Source organism: Streptomyces lancefieldiae, from assembly GCF_031845825.1.
Lineage (GTDB): Bacteria > Actinomycetota > Actinomycetes > Streptomycetales > Streptomycetaceae > Streptomyces > Streptomyces lancefieldiae.
Genome location: NZ_JAVRFH010000005.1, coordinates 271,851 through 285,566, shown reverse-complemented (window position 1 = coordinate 285,566; position 13,716 = coordinate 271,851). Strand labels below are relative to the sequence as shown.

13 protein-coding genes, 1 tRNA gene and 2 pseudogenes are annotated in these 13,716 nt (G+C 70.5%); 6 read left to right on the top strand and 10 right to left on the bottom strand.

Features of this window, described 5'->3' with window-relative positions:
• From RM812_RS07565 to RM812_RS07555, 3 genes and pseudogenes are all read right to left on the bottom strand, one after another.
• The coding region (locus RM812_RS07565; RefSeq protein ID WP_311571618.1) for a PIG-L family deacetylase at window positions 1-214 on the bottom strand (214 nt) is incomplete at its 3' end.
• A gap of 529 nt (window positions 215-743) precedes the next feature.
• Entirely contained in the window at window positions 744-1,004 is a 261-nt protein-coding gene (locus RM812_RS07560; protein WP_311571617.1) for a cold-shock protein, read from the bottom strand.
• Window positions 1,005-1,027: 23 nt separating this feature from the next.
• Window positions 1,028-1,605: pseudogene (locus RM812_RS07555) on the bottom strand (GntR family transcriptional regulator); the annotation flags it as partial.
• Window positions 1,606-1,636: 31 nt separating this feature from the next.
• Here RM812_RS07555 and RM812_RS07550 point away from each other — a divergent pair.
• Window positions 1,637-1,786 (top strand): annotated as a pseudogene (locus RM812_RS07550) (site-specific integrase); the annotation flags it as partial.
• Between the two features lie 332 nt (window positions 1,787-2,118).
• Window positions 2,119-2,376, top strand: coding sequence for a hypothetical protein (locus RM812_RS07545; RefSeq protein ID WP_311571616.1), 258 nt, complete (start codon window positions 2,119-2,121; stop codon window positions 2,374-2,376).
• Window positions 2,377-2,590: 214 nt separating this feature from the next.
• On the opposite strand, the gene RM812_RS07540 is transcribed toward RM812_RS07545, so the two are convergent.
• From RM812_RS07540 to RM812_RS07520, 5 genes are all read right to left on the bottom strand, one after another.
• Window positions 2,591-3,037 (bottom strand): hypothetical protein, encoded by a 447-nt coding sequence (locus tag RM812_RS07540; protein WP_311571615.1) that lies wholly within the window; start codon window positions 3,035-3,037, stop codon window positions 2,591-2,593.
• A complete protein-coding gene (locus RM812_RS07535; RefSeq protein WP_062698815.1) occupies window positions 3,034-3,300 on the bottom strand; it encodes a hypothetical protein in 267 nt (88 codons plus the stop codon). The genes RM812_RS07540 and RM812_RS07535 overlap by 4 nt, the downstream gene beginning before the upstream one ends.
• Window positions 3,301-3,491: 191 nt before the next feature.
• Window positions 3,492-3,564: transfer RNA gene (locus tag RM812_RS07530), tRNA-Arg, on the bottom strand.
• An 84-nt stretch (window positions 3,565-3,648) separates the two neighbouring features.
• The gene (locus RM812_RS07525; protein WP_311571614.1) at window positions 3,649-5,343 is read right to left on the bottom strand and encodes an IclR family transcriptional regulator domain-containing protein; all 1,695 of its coding nucleotides are present in this window, start codon (window positions 5,341-5,343) and stop codon (window positions 3,649-3,651) included.
• A gap of 192 nt (window positions 5,344-5,535) precedes the next feature.
• Entirely contained in the window at window positions 5,536-6,834 is a 1,299-nt protein-coding gene (locus tag RM812_RS07520) for a M6 family metalloprotease domain-containing protein (RefSeq protein ID WP_311571613.1), read from the bottom strand.
• Between the two features lie 489 nt (window positions 6,835-7,323).
• Here RM812_RS07520 and RM812_RS07515 point away from each other — a divergent pair, with 489 nt between their 5' ends.
• Together RM812_RS07515 and RM812_RS07510 are read left to right on the top strand one after the other, a co-directional pair.
• Window positions 7,324-7,974 carry a TetR/AcrR family transcriptional regulator gene (locus RM812_RS07515; RefSeq protein WP_311571630.1) on the top strand — a complete coding sequence of 217 codons (651 nt, stop codon included), beginning with the start codon at window positions 7,324-7,326 and terminating at the stop codon, window positions 7,972-7,974.
• A gap of 156 nt (window positions 7,975-8,130) precedes the next feature.
• The gene (locus tag RM812_RS07510) at window positions 8,131-9,666 is read left to right on the top strand and encodes an MFS transporter (protein WP_311571612.1); all 1,536 of its coding nucleotides are present in this window, start codon (window positions 8,131-8,133) and stop codon (window positions 9,664-9,666) included.
• Window positions 9,667-9,798: 132 nt separating this feature from the next.
• Here the strand turns inward: RM812_RS07510 and RM812_RS07505 are convergent, their stop codons facing one another.
• A complete protein-coding gene (locus tag RM812_RS07505) occupies window positions 9,799-10,314 on the bottom strand; it encodes a MarR family winged helix-turn-helix transcriptional regulator (RefSeq protein WP_311571611.1) in 516 nt (171 codons plus the stop codon).
• A gap of 137 nt (window positions 10,315-10,451) precedes the next feature.
• On the opposite strand from RM812_RS07505, the gene RM812_RS07500 reads away from it, so the two are divergent.
• Window positions 10,452-11,237 (top strand): dioxygenase family protein, encoded by a 786-nt coding sequence (locus tag RM812_RS07500; RefSeq protein WP_311571610.1) that lies wholly within the window; start codon window positions 10,452-10,454, stop codon window positions 11,235-11,237.
• A 57-nt stretch (window positions 11,238-11,294) separates the two neighbouring features.
• On the opposite strand, the gene RM812_RS07495 is transcribed toward RM812_RS07500, so the two are convergent.
• Window positions 11,295-11,813: a GNAT family N-acetyltransferase gene (locus tag RM812_RS07495; RefSeq protein ID WP_311571609.1), complete on the bottom strand. Its 519-nt coding sequence runs from the start codon at window positions 11,811-11,813 to the stop codon at window positions 11,295-11,297.
• 262 nt (window positions 11,814-12,075) lie between these two features.
• Here RM812_RS07495 and RM812_RS07490 point away from each other — a divergent pair, with 262 nt between their 5' ends.
• On the top strand, window positions 12,076-13,074 hold the full coding sequence (locus tag RM812_RS07490; protein ID WP_311571608.1) for a sigma-70 family RNA polymerase sigma factor: 999 nt from the start codon (window positions 12,076-12,078) through the stop codon (window positions 13,072-13,074).
• Window positions 13,075-13,716 lie beyond the last annotated feature (642 nt).

Sequence of the window (13,716 nt, the reverse complement as noted above, 5' to 3'; positions counted from 1 at the left end):
CCTGACGGCGCATCAGAGCGACCGCCGCCGGATCATGCCCGGGATCGCCCGGCTTGACGCCCCCCGGCCCGTCACCGCAACCGCCGTCGGTACACGTCACGAGCACCGTGCGGACGCCTTCCGCCGCGTACCGCGCGAGGACCCCTCCGGTTCCGGTGGCCTCGTCGTCGGGGTGGGCGTGTACTGCCATGAGCGTCAAGGGCCGGTCAGTCATCAAGCAGTCCTCCTGCGGAAACACGTCTTGGTCCGAGTGCGCGGCGGGCGTACCGCGACCCGGGGCCCGGATCCTGACGGCGCGGACGACCTCGTGGTCTCCGTGTTCCCCGCCCATGCGGCGCCGGTCCCCCGGTCGATGCAACCGCGCCGACCGGACCGGCTGTTCCCGGCGCGGCAGACAGGACCGGCCGGCCCGCAGGGAGACCCCGGCCCGCGCGGCGAGCAGGAACCGGCGGGACCGAACTGGCCGACCGGCTACAGCCGTACTGGATCGACGAGCCGGAGGCTGAGCGGCGCCGCCAGGTCCTCGACGAAAAGTACGCGTCCATCGGGATCACCGAGCGCGGGATGGCTACTTACCCTCCTGACCTGCGGTTGGTTCTGTGCCCCAGCAGGATTCGAACATGCGACACCTGCTTAAGGAGTTCGGTACCCCCGCCCCTGGTGCCGTCGTCGGCTGGTCCGGCGGCCGCCCAGGGGTGCTGTCGCACGCCGCCGTTCGGCCTCGTTGATGTCAGCCGTGGATGTCAGACAGAGCGGGGAACGATGCTCACCGCCCGGTAGTCGTATCCGTCCTGCTTGAAGCCGGGCGCTTCCCAGGTGAGAACGACCTGCTGCCCTGGCGACAGCGTGCGGAAGCCGGGCGCCTGAATGTCGGAGAAGTGGCCGAAGCACCCTCCGGGAGTCTCGGGCGAGTCGAGGACACCCCAGCCCTCCTCGTCGCTCCACTCACGCACCGTCGCGGTCACGGCTGCGGTGTCCCCACGGTTTCCTCTGCGGCGCCCCATCGGCTTCTCCCTTCGCGCTGTCCCCGGTTGACCGGGAACTCGTAGACGATCTCGCAGTGTGCCGCGGGCATCACGATGTCCGCTGTCCCGGCGCGGGTCGACCGCCGTCGCTGTAGTACGTCCGCCGGATGTGCGTGACCAGGCATCTTTCCCAGCTCGTCGACAACTGCACCGGCCTGCCGTCCGCCAGGAACTCGTACGTCGTCCGCATGCACAGCTCGCCCTCGACGATCCCGACTCGCGCGGCGATGTCTGCGGGGGCCGGCACCTTGGCGCCTGTCAGGCTCTCCCAGTCTCCTTGCCTGCCGACGGCCTTCATGTCGGCCCGGAAGGGTGACCGTTCGGCTGCTCGCACGCTGATCACCGCACCACGCGTGCCCGCTGTCGGGGCTCGGCGACATAGGCACCCGACCCGGCGCGGCCCTCCCACACACCTTGGGATCCGCAGCTCCTGAACTCTGCGGACCACGTTCTCGCCCACTCCGCACTCCTGGGTGATCTGAGCGCGGGAGGGCAGGCGGTCTTCCGGCCCCCACACATGCTCCGCGATCCGCCGCTGGAGTTCATCGGCGATGCGGAGACAGGACGGCTGCTCAGGCATATGGAAAATCTAGTCCCCTAGCCCTAAGCGAGTCGCGCCTCGCGTCGTGACGGGGTTCCCCGGACACTCACAGATCAGCATCACCATGGACGTCCACACGCACGTCGTGCGGGACACGCAGCGTGAAGCCATGGGCCACATGGACCGGCTGCTCAGGAAGCGGTGCCCTGATCGTGGGTGACCGCCCGCGTTGATGTCAGAAGTGGATGTCAAAGGCCACATAGGAACGTTCCTAGGTGGCCTTCTCCCTTGTGCCCCCGGCAGGATTCGAACCTGCGACACCCGCTTTAGGATTCTGCATATTGCACTCGTCTGACCACTGTGGACGGTCAGAACCTCTTCCTCATCCGTGCGGTGCGGCGCGTGGAAACGGGAGACGATGTCCACGATGTGCCTCGCGCGGAGGCGCCGGCGGACATCGAGAACCGATCACCTGTACAACCCCGACTGCGGGGCGCGTACTTGCCTGTCACCGACATCGGCCGCGTGAACGAAGCCCTCACAGCTCTGGGGATGACCACGTCCCGCCGCGGCAAGGACTGGGTCTCCTACGAGAACCTGGTCATCAGGCAGTGGTACCGCAAGGAGCGGGCCACGGATGTTCCAGGAGCCCAACTCCGCGTCGCGATCACCGACGTCCTTGCGGCATGGAAGCGGCTGCGCGGTATGGGATTCGACGGAGCGGTCCAACGGGACGGCGGTGCCTTCTGGTTGCAGATCGACCCGTATCTGATCGTCTCCGTCAATAATGCTGAGCCGCCTGCGGGGTGACGGCGCGACCGACCGTCCACGATCATCGGTGAGGCCGGTGACGGTTGGTTCTGGGCCGATGTCCTCGTACCTCCGCAACTTGTAGAGCGCGCTTGGGCTTTTCCGTCCCGGCGGTCGGCTTGACACCCGTAACGGAGGGTGCCTGTCGGTGTACGGCCAGCGGGCAGTCGGGGGAGCCGGCGAGTCGTCGGAGTGAAGTGTGGGCGGCGTCTCGTCAGACCTTCTCGACTCGCACGGAGTGTCCGGCGAGGAGCTGATTCATGTCGTCGGTGTCGGAGGTGAAGACGGTTGCCTCAGCTCCCTGCGCGGCTTCCTGCCCGGCCACGGCCGCCAGAATTGCGTCGATGGCGTACTTGTGCCCATGCAGGCGGGCTGTCTTCAGCATGTCGCGCGCCATGGCGATCACCTGGTCGTCCGTGTGCACGACGCGGATCCGGGACAGCGTCCAGTTCCACAGCGCCTGCCTCGACGCTTCGCGAGGGTCCCATGCCTCCAAGGTCGTGAGCGCCGAGGTGACGATCGGGATGTCGAGCCGTGGAGCCGTCTTGATCAGCGCTGCCATCTCCCGATCGCCCTGAACCGCCTTGGAGAGAGCCTCGGAGTCGAACACGAAGACGCGCTGTCGCGGCCGATGCAGCCTCGCCCGGGCGGTGCGGCTCACGCGGCCTCGTCCGAATGTGATCGCTGCTCGTCATGCCAGCCGTCAATGGCGGCGATGCGGTCCAGCGCTGCCTGCTGCTCGTCGTCCGTCACGGCGCCGTGCTCTTCCTCGAGGCGCCCGGCCAGCTCGCGCAGTCGGTCCATGGCGTCCTGATGAGCGGCGGCGGCCGCGATATAGCCGGACACTCCGCGTGCGTCGACGCGCTCCTTGATCGATTCCACCAGCTCTTCCGGCACGGTGATGGTGATCTTCCGGGTTGCCATACTTCAAGTATGCCACGTTCGCCCACTCTCCGTCCGCTCACGCAAAACGGCCCCGGACGAGGAGCTTGGGTTCTGACGGTCCTCGCAACACCCGCGATCTGTGGGAGTTGCGAGGACCGTGGTCGTTGGACGAGGCCGAGTAGGGGCCCTCCCTGGGGAAGAAACCCCCAGGTCAGAGCGGTAACGCGTTGTGCCCCCGGCAGGATTCGAACCTGCGACACCCGCTTTAGGAGAGCGGTGCTCTATCCCCTGAGCTACGAAGGCCGGTCGTGGTGCGGTGGCGGTGGTGCTGGGTGTGGGTGTGCCACCGCCGACAGTGTAGCGGGTGGGCCGGTGGGCGTCGGTCGGTCAGGTGAGGGGGACGCTGCGGAAGCGGCCCGCCACTCGTAGGTCCGCCTCGATGCGTCCCGCTGTTTCCTTGAGCTCCGGCAGGAGGTCCGTCACGCAGGCCGCCGCCGTTCGGCGGGCGGCGTGCATGGCCACGTTCACCGCCGCCACCGCCCGGCCCGTGCGGTCGCGTACCGGGACCGCGAGGGAGCGCAGGCCGGCCTCCAGTTCCTGGTCGACCAGGGCGTAGCCCTGGGTCCGGACCTCGGAGCGGGAGTCGGCGGTCGGGAGGTCGGCCAGCAGGACGCGGCCCAGTGACGTCGCGTGCGCCGGGAGGCGGGTGCCGACCGCGACGTGGGCGCTCATCACCCGGCTCGTGGCCGCCCGGGCCGTGTACTGGATCTCTTCGCCCGAGTCCGCCAGGACGGCCAGCGAGGCCGACTCGTGGACGCGGTCGGCGAGGGCGGTCAGGTGGGGTTGGGCGATCTGGGGGAGGGAGGTGCGGGAGAGGGGTGGGAAGCCGAGGGAGAGGACGCGGGGGGTGAGGGTGAAGGCGTGGCGGTCGGGGGTCGGGGTCACCAGGCCCGCGTGTTCGTGGGTGATCAGGGCGCGGCGTGCCGTGGCGCGGGCCAGGCCCGTCGCCTTCGCGACCTCCGTGAGGGTCAGTGGTGAACGGCCCTCGCCGAAGGCGGTCAGTACCGTCAGGCCGCGGGCCAGGGACTCGATGAACTCCCGGCCGAGTTCCTGCTTCGACGCGCCCGTCCACGTGGCCAGGCCGGCGGGGGGTGCGCCCGGTTCCGGGGGCGGGGCGGTGCGCAGGTCGTCCTCCATCGACCGCACCGCCGAGCGGAGGCGGGGGAGCAGGGTCGTGCACAGGTCCTCGGCCGTGTGGCGGCTGGTGTGGCTCACCACGCTCGCCACGCAGGCCACGCGGCCGGTGCGGGGATCCCGTACGGGAGCCGAGATCGCGATCAGGCCCGGTTCGATCAGCTGGTCGTCCAGCGCCCAGCCGTCCGCCGCGGCTCGGGCCGTGCGGAGTTCGAAGTCCGTGTCCGGGGCGGCGTGTTCGCGTGGGGGCACGGCGGGGAAGGCCCGGTCCTGCGGGTCCGACGCCCTGCGGTCGTGCCAGCGCTGCCAGTCGGTCTCCGTCCACTCCGTGGCGAACAGCGGGCCCGGCGCCGTGCGTTCGGCGGGGAGCAGGTCGCCGATGCGGAAGCTCAGGGACATCGCGCGGCGGCGGGTGGCCTGGTGGATGAAGCGGATGCCGTCGCGGTCGCCGACCGCGAGGGAGACCGACTCGTCCAGTTCGTCGGCCAGGGCGTCGGCTCGGGCGGACAGCAGCGCGGGGAGGCGGAGGGCGGCGAGGTAGGCGTTGCCCAGTTCCATCAGTCGGGGGGCGAGGGTCACGTCGCGGCCGTCCAGGCGGACGTAGTCCATGCGGGCGAGGGTCGCCGTGACGCGGTCGACCGTGGAGCGGGCCAGGCCGGTGGCCTTCTCCAGCGCGCTGAGGCTGAGGGTGCCGCCGTCCGCCTCGGTCAGCCGCCGCAGTACGGCGATTCCGCGCAGTAGCGGTGCGACCGCCTCGGCCGGGGCGGTCGCCTCCGCCGGTGCGGGCGGGGTGGTCGGGGCTGCCGGCTGTGGTGTGTTTCCGGCCTGTGTGCCCGGTACGGCGGCGGCCTCGTCGCGGGCGGCGTCGTTCGTGGTGTTGGCGGGCATCGGCTCTCCGGTACGGCGGTCGCGGCAGGCCTACCGTAATGCCGGTTGAGCCCTTGGAGCCTGTGGAGCCTGTGGAGCCTGTGGAGGCGGCCTGGTGGCCAGTAGTACCAGTGGGACCGGTGGAGCGGTGGAGCGGTGGGGCCGTGGAGGGTGGAGTGGCTGGAGCGGCCCGCGTCGTTCCCCGTACGCGTCTCAGCCGCGCGTGATCCGCACCCGGTGGTCGCCCTTCCGGTTGGCCCCCGACACCGCGATCGTGATGCGCCGGCGCGGGTCCTTGAAGGTCTCGCCCGGTGTGAAGGCGGCGTCCGACAGTTCGGCGTGGACGTTGGGGCTGCGGGTGCAGCCTCCGCTGTCGCGGTGGGAGTCGTAGACCCTCACCGGGCCCATTCCCGTGTCCACGTCCGCGTCGATCTTGTAGATCAGCACGCCCGGTTGGCACACGACCTCGTCGTTGCCCTCGCGGGTGCGCAGTTCGACGGCGTACCCGGACCTGGCGTCCAGCGGGACGACCACGAGCTTGTCACCGCCCTTGCGGGCCAGCGGTGTCAGCGTGTACTCCGTCGTCCCGGACGCCGACGCGCAGTGCACCTGGGTGCGGTCCAGCCAGCCCAGTTTCCACTTGTGCCAACCGAGCAGGTCGTTGTTGGCTCCCCAGTCCTCGCTCATGATGTCCCAGTGGCCGACCGCGCCCCCGCCCTCCTGGGTGTAGAGGTCGGGCAGGCCGAAGACGTGGCCGTTCTCGTGGGGGAGGACGCGGTAGCCGGTCTTGTCGTAGGAGCCGGAGCCGTCGTCCTGGCGGGAGTAGACGAAGGAGGCGTTCGCCACCGGGACGCCGTCGGCGACCGGGGCCTCGGCGTTGCCGGCGAAGGTCACGGACAGGACCGTGTCCAGGGCGGACGGGCCGGCGTTCGGGGTGACCAGGACGTTCAGGAGGTCGTAGGACCGGAAGTCCACCTTCTCGTCGGCCTCCGCCACCAGGTCCTGGACCAGTTGCCGGTAGCCGGGGTCGAAGGGGGCGCCGCGCTCTATGCCGTACTCGGCGAGGGACTTCGGCATCCGCAGCCAGTCGCGGATCGGGGTCGCGGGGCGGTAGTCGAGGCGGCCGTAGGAGCTGGTCCGGAACCACTTCTGGGTCTGCGGGAAGAACTCGGCGAAACGGTCGAGCGCCTTGCCCTCTCCGGGCGCGTCGGAGAAGTCGATCATCAGGGTGAGGGCGCGGACGGTGCCGGTGGAGCGGGCGTAGCCGGTGGTGGTGGGGACGCCCTCGGACATCTGGATCTCGGGGCCTGCGCTGATCAAGCAGGGGCCGTGCGCGGAGGAGTGGGAGAGGGTGGCCGGGCCCGGGCCCGCCGCGGTCGTGTCCGGCGTGAGGTGCCCGTTGACCGCCGAGGTGCTGACCGCGAGGGTCAGGACGGTGACGGTGGCGAGCGCGGCCAGCCGGCGCGGGCGTATCCGACAGCTCGGCGCCTGCGCCTGCGGCTGCGGCTGCATGCAGACCTCCCGGACCCCGGCAGCCGCCGGACACCGGCTGCACCCTTGACATCACCCTGTGTCGAGGGGTGCGCGGGCGCGCGCTGGAGCGGCCGATCGTGGGTTTCTCGTCGGTAGCCGCCGATCGGCAACCGCCGACCGGGGGCCGCCGATCGGTGAGGGACCGGCGGGAGGCCGACGAGAGATCCGCGGAAGACCCGCGGAAGACCCACATAAGACCCACGAAAGACCAGCGGAAGACCAGCGGAACACCGGGGCACCCCCGAGGCGGTCGATGCGGCTGGAGGCACCTTCCGGCATGTGACGCAGGTCACGACGAATGGGTGCGGGTGCGGGAAATAACCGGGGATCGTTTCCCCGTTTAGACCTGTGTCCGCGCGAAACGGGGATTCCCTCCCCGGATCGCTCGCCGTGGTCGTGACCGCGGTCATGACCCAGACATCATTCCGTCATCATCCAGTCATCACCCCCGTCATCGAGGAGTACGCCGTGCAGACCGCAGCCCCCGAGCAGCGCAAGGTGACCCGGCCCCGCGCCGACGCCCTGCGCAATCGGGAGCGGATCGTCACCGCCGCCCGCGAGATGTTCGTCGAGCACGGCCCCGACGTGCCGCTCGACGACGTCGCCCGCCGGGCCGGTGTCGGCAACGCCACGGTGTACCGCAACTTCCCCGACCGTGACGCCCTCGTCCGCGAGGTCGTCTGCTCGGTCATGGACCGTACGGCACGGGCGGCCGAACTCGCGCTCGCGGAGAGCGGCGACGCCTTCGAGGCGCTGGAGCGCTTCGTGCACGTCTCCGTCGACGAGCGGATCAGCGCCCTGTGTCCCATGGTGTCCAGCACCTTCGACCAGTACCACCCCGACCTGGTAGCGGCGCGCGAACGGGTCGAGCGGCTCGTCGCCGAGGTCATGGACCGGGCGAAGGCGGCCGGTCAGCTCCGTGCGGACGTGGGCGTGGGCGACGTGATGATCGTCGCGGCCCAGCTGAGCCGGCCCCCGGCCGGTACCGGGTGTCTGAGCGCCGACCGGTTCGTCCACCGCCACCTGCAGTTGTTCCTGGACGGGTTGCGGGCTCCGGCCCCCTCCGAGCTGCCGGGGACCCCCGTGACCATGGAGGACCTGCGCCGGCCCTGCGACTAGTCACGCAACGCCCCGCCGTCCGCGTCCCGACGCGTGACACTGCTCCGACCTCTGCCGACCACCGCCCCGACCTCTGCTGACACCGGCCGTCGCCGTGGACGAGCCGTTCCTTTGCTCACGTTTTTTCCGTCACGAAGTCCCGAAGTGGGTACCCCCATGTCTGAAACAGCCGTCAAGGCTCCCGGCGTCCCGGACGCCGGCCGCTGGAAAGCGCTCGTGTTCATCGCGCTCGCCCAGCTGATGGTCGTCCTCGACGCCACCATCGTGAACATCGCCCTTCCCTCCGCCCAGCAGGACCTCGGCATCTCCGACGGCAACCGGCAGTGGGTCGTCACGGCATACGCCCTCGCCTTCGGTGGTCTGCTGCTGTTCGGCGGCCGCATAGCCGACCTGTGGGGACGCAAGCGCACCTTCGTCCTCGGTCTGGCCGGCTTCGCCGTCGCCTCGGCGCTCGGCGGCGCGGCCACCAACGAGGCGATGATGTTCGGCTCCCGCGCCCTCCAGGGCGTCTTCGGCGCGCTGCTCGCGCCCGCCGCGCTCTCCCTGCTGGCCGTGATGTTCACGGACGCCAAGGAGCGCGCCAAGGCGTTCGGCATCTACGGTGCGATCGCCGGTGGCGGTGGCGCCGTCGGTCTGATCCTCGGCGGCTTCCTCACCGAGTACCTGAACTGGCGCTGGACGTTCTTCGTCAACATCCCGTTCGCGGTCGTCGCCGCGGCCGGTGCCTACTTCGTCATCCGTGAGCCGCAGGGCGGCCGCAACCGTTCGCCGCTCGACATCCCCGGTGTGTTCCTGTCCACCCTCGGCCTGGTCGCGCTCGTCTACGGCTTCACCCGCGCCGAGTCCGAGGGCTGGAGCGACGCGACGACGGTCGGCATGTTCGTCGGTGCCGCCGTGCTGCTCCTCTCCTTCGTGCTCGTCGAGGCGAAGGTCAAGGCGCCGCTGCTGCCGCTGCGCGTGATCACCGAGCGCAACCGGGGCGGGGTCTACCTCTCCCTGGGCCTGGCGATCATCGCCATGTTCGGCCTGTTCCTCTTCCTGACCTACTACCTGCAGATCGTGAAGGGCTACACGCCGGTGAAGACCGGCTTCGCCTTCCTGCCGATGATCGCGGGCATGATCACGGGTTCGACGCAGATCGGCACCCGGCTGATGACCCGGGTCGCGCCCCGGCTGCTGATGGGCCCCGGCTTCCTGGTCGCCGCCGTGGGCATGCTGTTCCTGACCCAGCTGGAGGTCGACACCTCCTACGCCGCCGTGCTGCTGCCCGGCATGCTGCTGCTCGGTCTCGGCATGGGTACGGCGTTCATGCCGGCCATGTCCATGGCCACGCAGGGTGTGGAGCCGCGGGACTCCGGTGTCGCCTCCGCGATGGTCAACACCTCGCAGCAGGTGGGCGGCGCGATCGGTACGGCGCTGCTGAACACGATCGCCGCCTCGGCCACCACGTCCTACATCGCCGACCACATCGGCGGCGCGACCTCCCGGTCCCAGCAGCAGCTGGTCCAGCTGGAGGGCCAGGTGCAGGGCTACACCAGCGCGATCTGGCTCGCCGTCGGCATCCTGGCCGTGGCGGCCGTGATCGCCCTGACCTTCGTCAACGCCGGCCGCCCGGGCGGCACCGCCGTCACGGGCTCCGGCTCGGCCGACGGGGTCGAGGACGAGCTGCCGGTGCCGGTCATCGCCCACTGACCCACGCACCCGCCGGTTCCATCCGCGCGTACGGGGAGGGGACGCCCCGTACGCGCGGTTCCCCGGACCTGCCCCCTACCGCGCGCCCGGCGCCGGTGGGGCCGCGGGTCCCCGGACCTGCCCCGGCCGCGCTCAGCGCAGCCAGGGCAGGTCCGCACCCGCTTCGCTCGGCTGGAGTCCCTCGGCGACGATCCGCATGATCTCGCCGAGGGACTTCTGCTGTTCGGGGGTGAGCCGGTCGAAGACGGCCTGGCGTACGGCGTTCACGTGGCCCGGAGCGGTCCGGCGCAGTACCTCGTACCCCTCGTCCGTGAGGATGGCGAACTGGCCGCGCTTGTCGGAGGGGCAGTCCTCGCGGCGCACCCAGCCGTTCTTCTCCAGGCGGGCGACCGCGTGCGAGAGCCGGGAGCGCGTGATCTTCGCGTACCGGGCCAGCTCCGTCATGCGCATCCGCCGTCGCGGGGACTCGGCGAGCTTGACCAGCAGGCCGTAGTAGACGTGCGGCATGCCCGCGTCGCGCTGGAGCTGTCGGTCGAGGTGGTCCTCGAGGAGGGTGGCGGCCTCGATGTAGGAGCGCCAGACGAGCTGTTCGTCGGCGCTGAGCCAGCGAGGTCCGTCGGCGGGTGCGGGGGTGGATGCCGTGTTCATGTATCCCACTGTACGAAACGACTTCTTGAACATTAAACAAAATCCGGGTACATTTCGCGTGGATACGTGAGGTTGATACTTCAAGTAATGCTTGGAATGACTTCGCGTGACACTTCGAGCAGATCGGGAGCCGCCCCATGTCCGCCGCCACCCAGGAGCGCATGCCCGCCCTCTACCTCAGCCACGGCGCCCCGCCGCTCGCGGACGACCCGGTCTGGCCCGGCGAACTCGCCGCGTGGGCCGCCGCCCTGCCGCGCCCCAGGGCCGTCCTCGTCGTCTCCGCCCACTGGGAGGAGGCGCCGCTCGCCCTCGGTGCCACCCGGACCGTCCCCCTCGTCCACGACTTCTGGGGCTTCCCGGAGCACTACTACCGGGTGCGCTACGAGGCTCCCGGCGCCCCCGAGCTCGCCGAGTCCGTACGCAAGCTGCTGCGCGCCCCCGGTACGCCGGTGCAGGACGTCCCCGACCGAGGCCTCGACCACGGTGCGTACGTGCCGCTGGTCGAGATGTACCCCGACGCCGACATCCCGGTCCTCCAGGTCTCCATGCCGACCCTCGACCCGGCGCGGCTCATGGAGGTCGGCCGTCGGCTCGCGCCGCTGCGCGACGAGGGTGTGCTGATCGTCGGCTCCGGGTTCTTCACCCACAACCTGGCCGCCCTGCGGCAGGCGGGCGTCCCCTCCTGGTCCGCGGAGTTCGACGACTGGGGCCGGCGCGCGCTGGAGGCCGGTGACGTGGACGGGCTGCTGGACTTCGCCCGCAAGTCCCCGGCGGGGCTGCTCGCCCACCCGCGCACCGAGCACTTCGCGCCCCTGTTCGTGACGATGGGGGCGGCGGACGCGGCCGGTGAACTGGACCTGCGGAAGTCGGTGATCGACGGGTTCTGGATGGGGTTGGCGAAGCGGTCGGTGCAGTTCGGCTGAGCTCGCGCCGGGCCACCGCGGGCCTACGGCGTGGCCGCGGGCGTGACCGCGGCAGGGCTACAGCGGTTTCTCGTACCAGGCCACGTCCCAGTACCGGCCGAACTTGCGGCCCACCTCCCGGTAGGTGCCGACGTACCGGAAGCCCAAGCGCTCGTGCAGCCGGGTGGACGCCTCGTTGGGCTGCGCGATGCCCGCGTAGGCGCGGTGGAGGTCCTCGCCGGCCAGGGCCTCGAACAGGGACGTGTAGAGCAGCGTGCCGATGCCGCGGCCGCCGGCGTGCGGGGCGACGTAGACGGTGGTCTCCACCGAGGTCCCGTAGGCGGGCTTCGCGCGGTACGGGCCGGATGTGGCGTAGCCCAGAATCTCCTGTGAGTCCGCGTCCGTGGCAACCCTCAGCCGGTGCGGGCCGTCTTCAGGGTGGGAGAGCAGCCAACGACGGCGCTCTTGCGGGGTGAAGGGTTCGGTGTCGAACGTGATGGGCGTCTCACGTACGTAGTGGTTGTAGAGGTCGGTGAGGGCCTCGAGGTCCTCCTCGGTTCCCGGCCTGACCTGGACCTCTGTACGTGCCGACGGCATCGCGCCTCCTCGTGTGGCGGCACAGGGTACTGCATGATCAGAAAAATCGGGGGGCGGGTTGGGAATTCTGTCCGGATTCCAGTCGTTGTTTCCATCGGATGCAGGGCACCCGAGGAGAGTCCGGAGAGACCGGAGAGAGTCCGGAGGCGGGACCCGAGCCCCGAGACGGGGGAGCGGTGACCGGAGACCGAGGACAACCCACACGGTGGCCGTACGCGTCCGCAGGACCGCCCGCTGAACCACTCATCGCAAGGGAGCACGCATGGCAACCCGTGCCGTCGCCCGTCGTAAGTCCGCCACCGGCGAGACGGCCGACGCGGCAACCAGCGTCCGCGCCAGCGGCGGCGAGCTCGCCGACCGTGATCTGGTCGGCATGTACCTCGACGAGATCGCGCGGACTCCGCTGCTCGACGCCGCCAAGGAGGTCGAGCTGTCCCAGACCATCGAGGCGGGTGTCTTCGCGCGGCAGGTCCTCGAAGGCTACGAGGAGACCGGCGCCGACGCCACTCGTGAGGAGCTGCAGGCCCTGATCGACGAGGGTGAGCGGGCCAAGGACGTCTTCATCCGTTCCAACCTCCGCCTGGTCGTGGCGGTCGCCCGCCGCTACCCCCGCAGCGGGCTGCCGCTCCTCGACCTGATCCAGGAGGGCAACGCCGGCCTGGTCCGCGCGGTCGAGAAGTTCGACTACCGCAAGGGCTTCAAGTTCTCGACGTACGCGACCTGGTGGATCCGTCAGGCGATCACCCGGTCGATCGCCGACCAGTCGCGCACCATCCGCCTGCCCGTCCACCTCGTGGAGGAGCTGGGCCGGATCCGGCGCGTGCAGCGCGAGTTCAACCGCGAGCACGGCCGCGAGCCGGAGCCCGCCGAGATCGCCGCCGAGCTGGGTTCGACGCCGGAGCGCGTGGTCGACGTGCTCGACTGGGCCCGCGACCCGGTTTCGCTGAACATGTCGGTGGACGACGAGGGCGAGACCCAGTTCGGCGACCTGCTGGAGGACACCTCCGCCGTGTCGCCCGAGCAGTCGGTGATGACGCTGCTGCGCAGCGAGGAGCTGGACGACCTCATCGGCCGCCTCGACCCGCGCACGGCCTCCATCATCAAGATGCGGTACGGCATCGACGACGGCCGCGAGCGTACGCTGACCGAGGTCGGCAAGGAGCACGGGCTCACCCGTGAGCGCATCCGGCAGATCGAGAAGCACGCGCTGCTGGAGCTGAAGAAGCTGGCGCGTGACACCGGCTTCGAGGCGGCGGCGTAGGCGGTCGTGAGGTGGGGGGCGTGAGGTGACGCGTGGGGCGTACGCCGGTGGCCGAACCCCGCGCAAACATGGCCGTGTAACGCTGCTTCAACTGGCGGGGGCCCGGGAACAAGAACTCCGGGCCCAGCAGTCGGCGCCCGGGGCCACGGGCCTCGGACCGCCGCTTTGAACCACGTCCCGTCGCACTTCCCCCCGGCGCCGGGACCTTCCCGAGCCGGGCTTGGCGCCTCTCCCCCCGGGGCGCCGGCCCGGCTCCTTCCGTACGCGGAGGGCGGGGCGGCTGCACGTGGCCGTGCGCCGGCGGATCGGAGAGGCGGGGCACCCCGAACCTGAACCCCGGGGTGGCCCGCCGAATGGCAGATTCTGCCACAGCGGCATAGCCTGCCGAAGTGAGCAGCACCATCCCAGCATCCTCCGCCCAGGGTCCGTCTCTTGCCCAGGGTCCGTCTCCCGCACAGGGTCCGTCTCCTGCTCAAGGTCAGGGTCCGTCTCCGGCACAGGGTCCGTCTCCGGCACAGGGTCCGTGTCCTGCCCAAGGTCCGTCTCCCACGCAGGGCTTGTCTCCCGCGCAGGGGCCGTCCCCGGCCAACGGGCCGTCCCGTGTCTCCGGTCGCGGTGCGGGGTCGGCGTCCCTGACCGAGC

Excerpts from the sequence above, each read along its gene's own strand:
- RM812_RS07495 (WP_311571609.1), bottom strand. The coding sequence starts at position 11,813 with ATGCCGTCGGCACGTACAGAGGTCCAGGTCAGGCCGGGAACCGAGGAG.
- RM812_RS07520 (WP_311571613.1), bottom strand. The coding sequence starts at position 6,834 with ATGCAGCCGCAGCCGCAGGCGCAGGCGCCGAGCTGTCGGATACGCCCG.
- RM812_RS07510 (WP_311571612.1), top strand. The coding sequence starts at position 8,131 with ATGTCTGAAACAGCCGTCAAGGCTCCCGGCGTCCCGGACGCCGGCCGC.
- RM812_RS07505 (WP_311571611.1), bottom strand. The coding sequence starts at position 10,314 with ATGAACACGGCATCCACCCCCGCACCCGCCGACGGACCTCGCTGGCTC.
- RM812_RS07560 (WP_311571617.1), bottom strand. The coding sequence starts at position 1,004 with ATGGGGCGCCGCAGAGGAAACCGTGGGGACACCGCAGCCGTGACCGCG.
- RM812_RS07545 (WP_311571616.1), top strand. The coding sequence starts at position 2,119 with ATGACCACGTCCCGCCGCGGCAAGGACTGGGTCTCCTACGAGAACCTG.
- RM812_RS07490 (WP_311571608.1), top strand. The coding sequence starts at position 12,076 with ATGGCAACCCGTGCCGTCGCCCGTCGTAAGTCCGCCACCGGCGAGACG.
- RM812_RS07535 (WP_062698815.1), bottom strand. The coding sequence starts at position 3,300 with ATGGCAACCCGGAAGATCACCATCACCGTGCCGGAAGAGCTGGTGGAA.
- RM812_RS07500 (WP_311571610.1), top strand. The coding sequence starts at position 10,452 with ATGTCCGCCGCCACCCAGGAGCGCATGCCCGCCCTCTACCTCAGCCAC.
- RM812_RS07525 (WP_311571614.1), bottom strand. The coding sequence starts at position 5,343 with ATGCCCGCCAACACCACGAACGACGCCGCCCGCGACGAGGCCGCCGCC.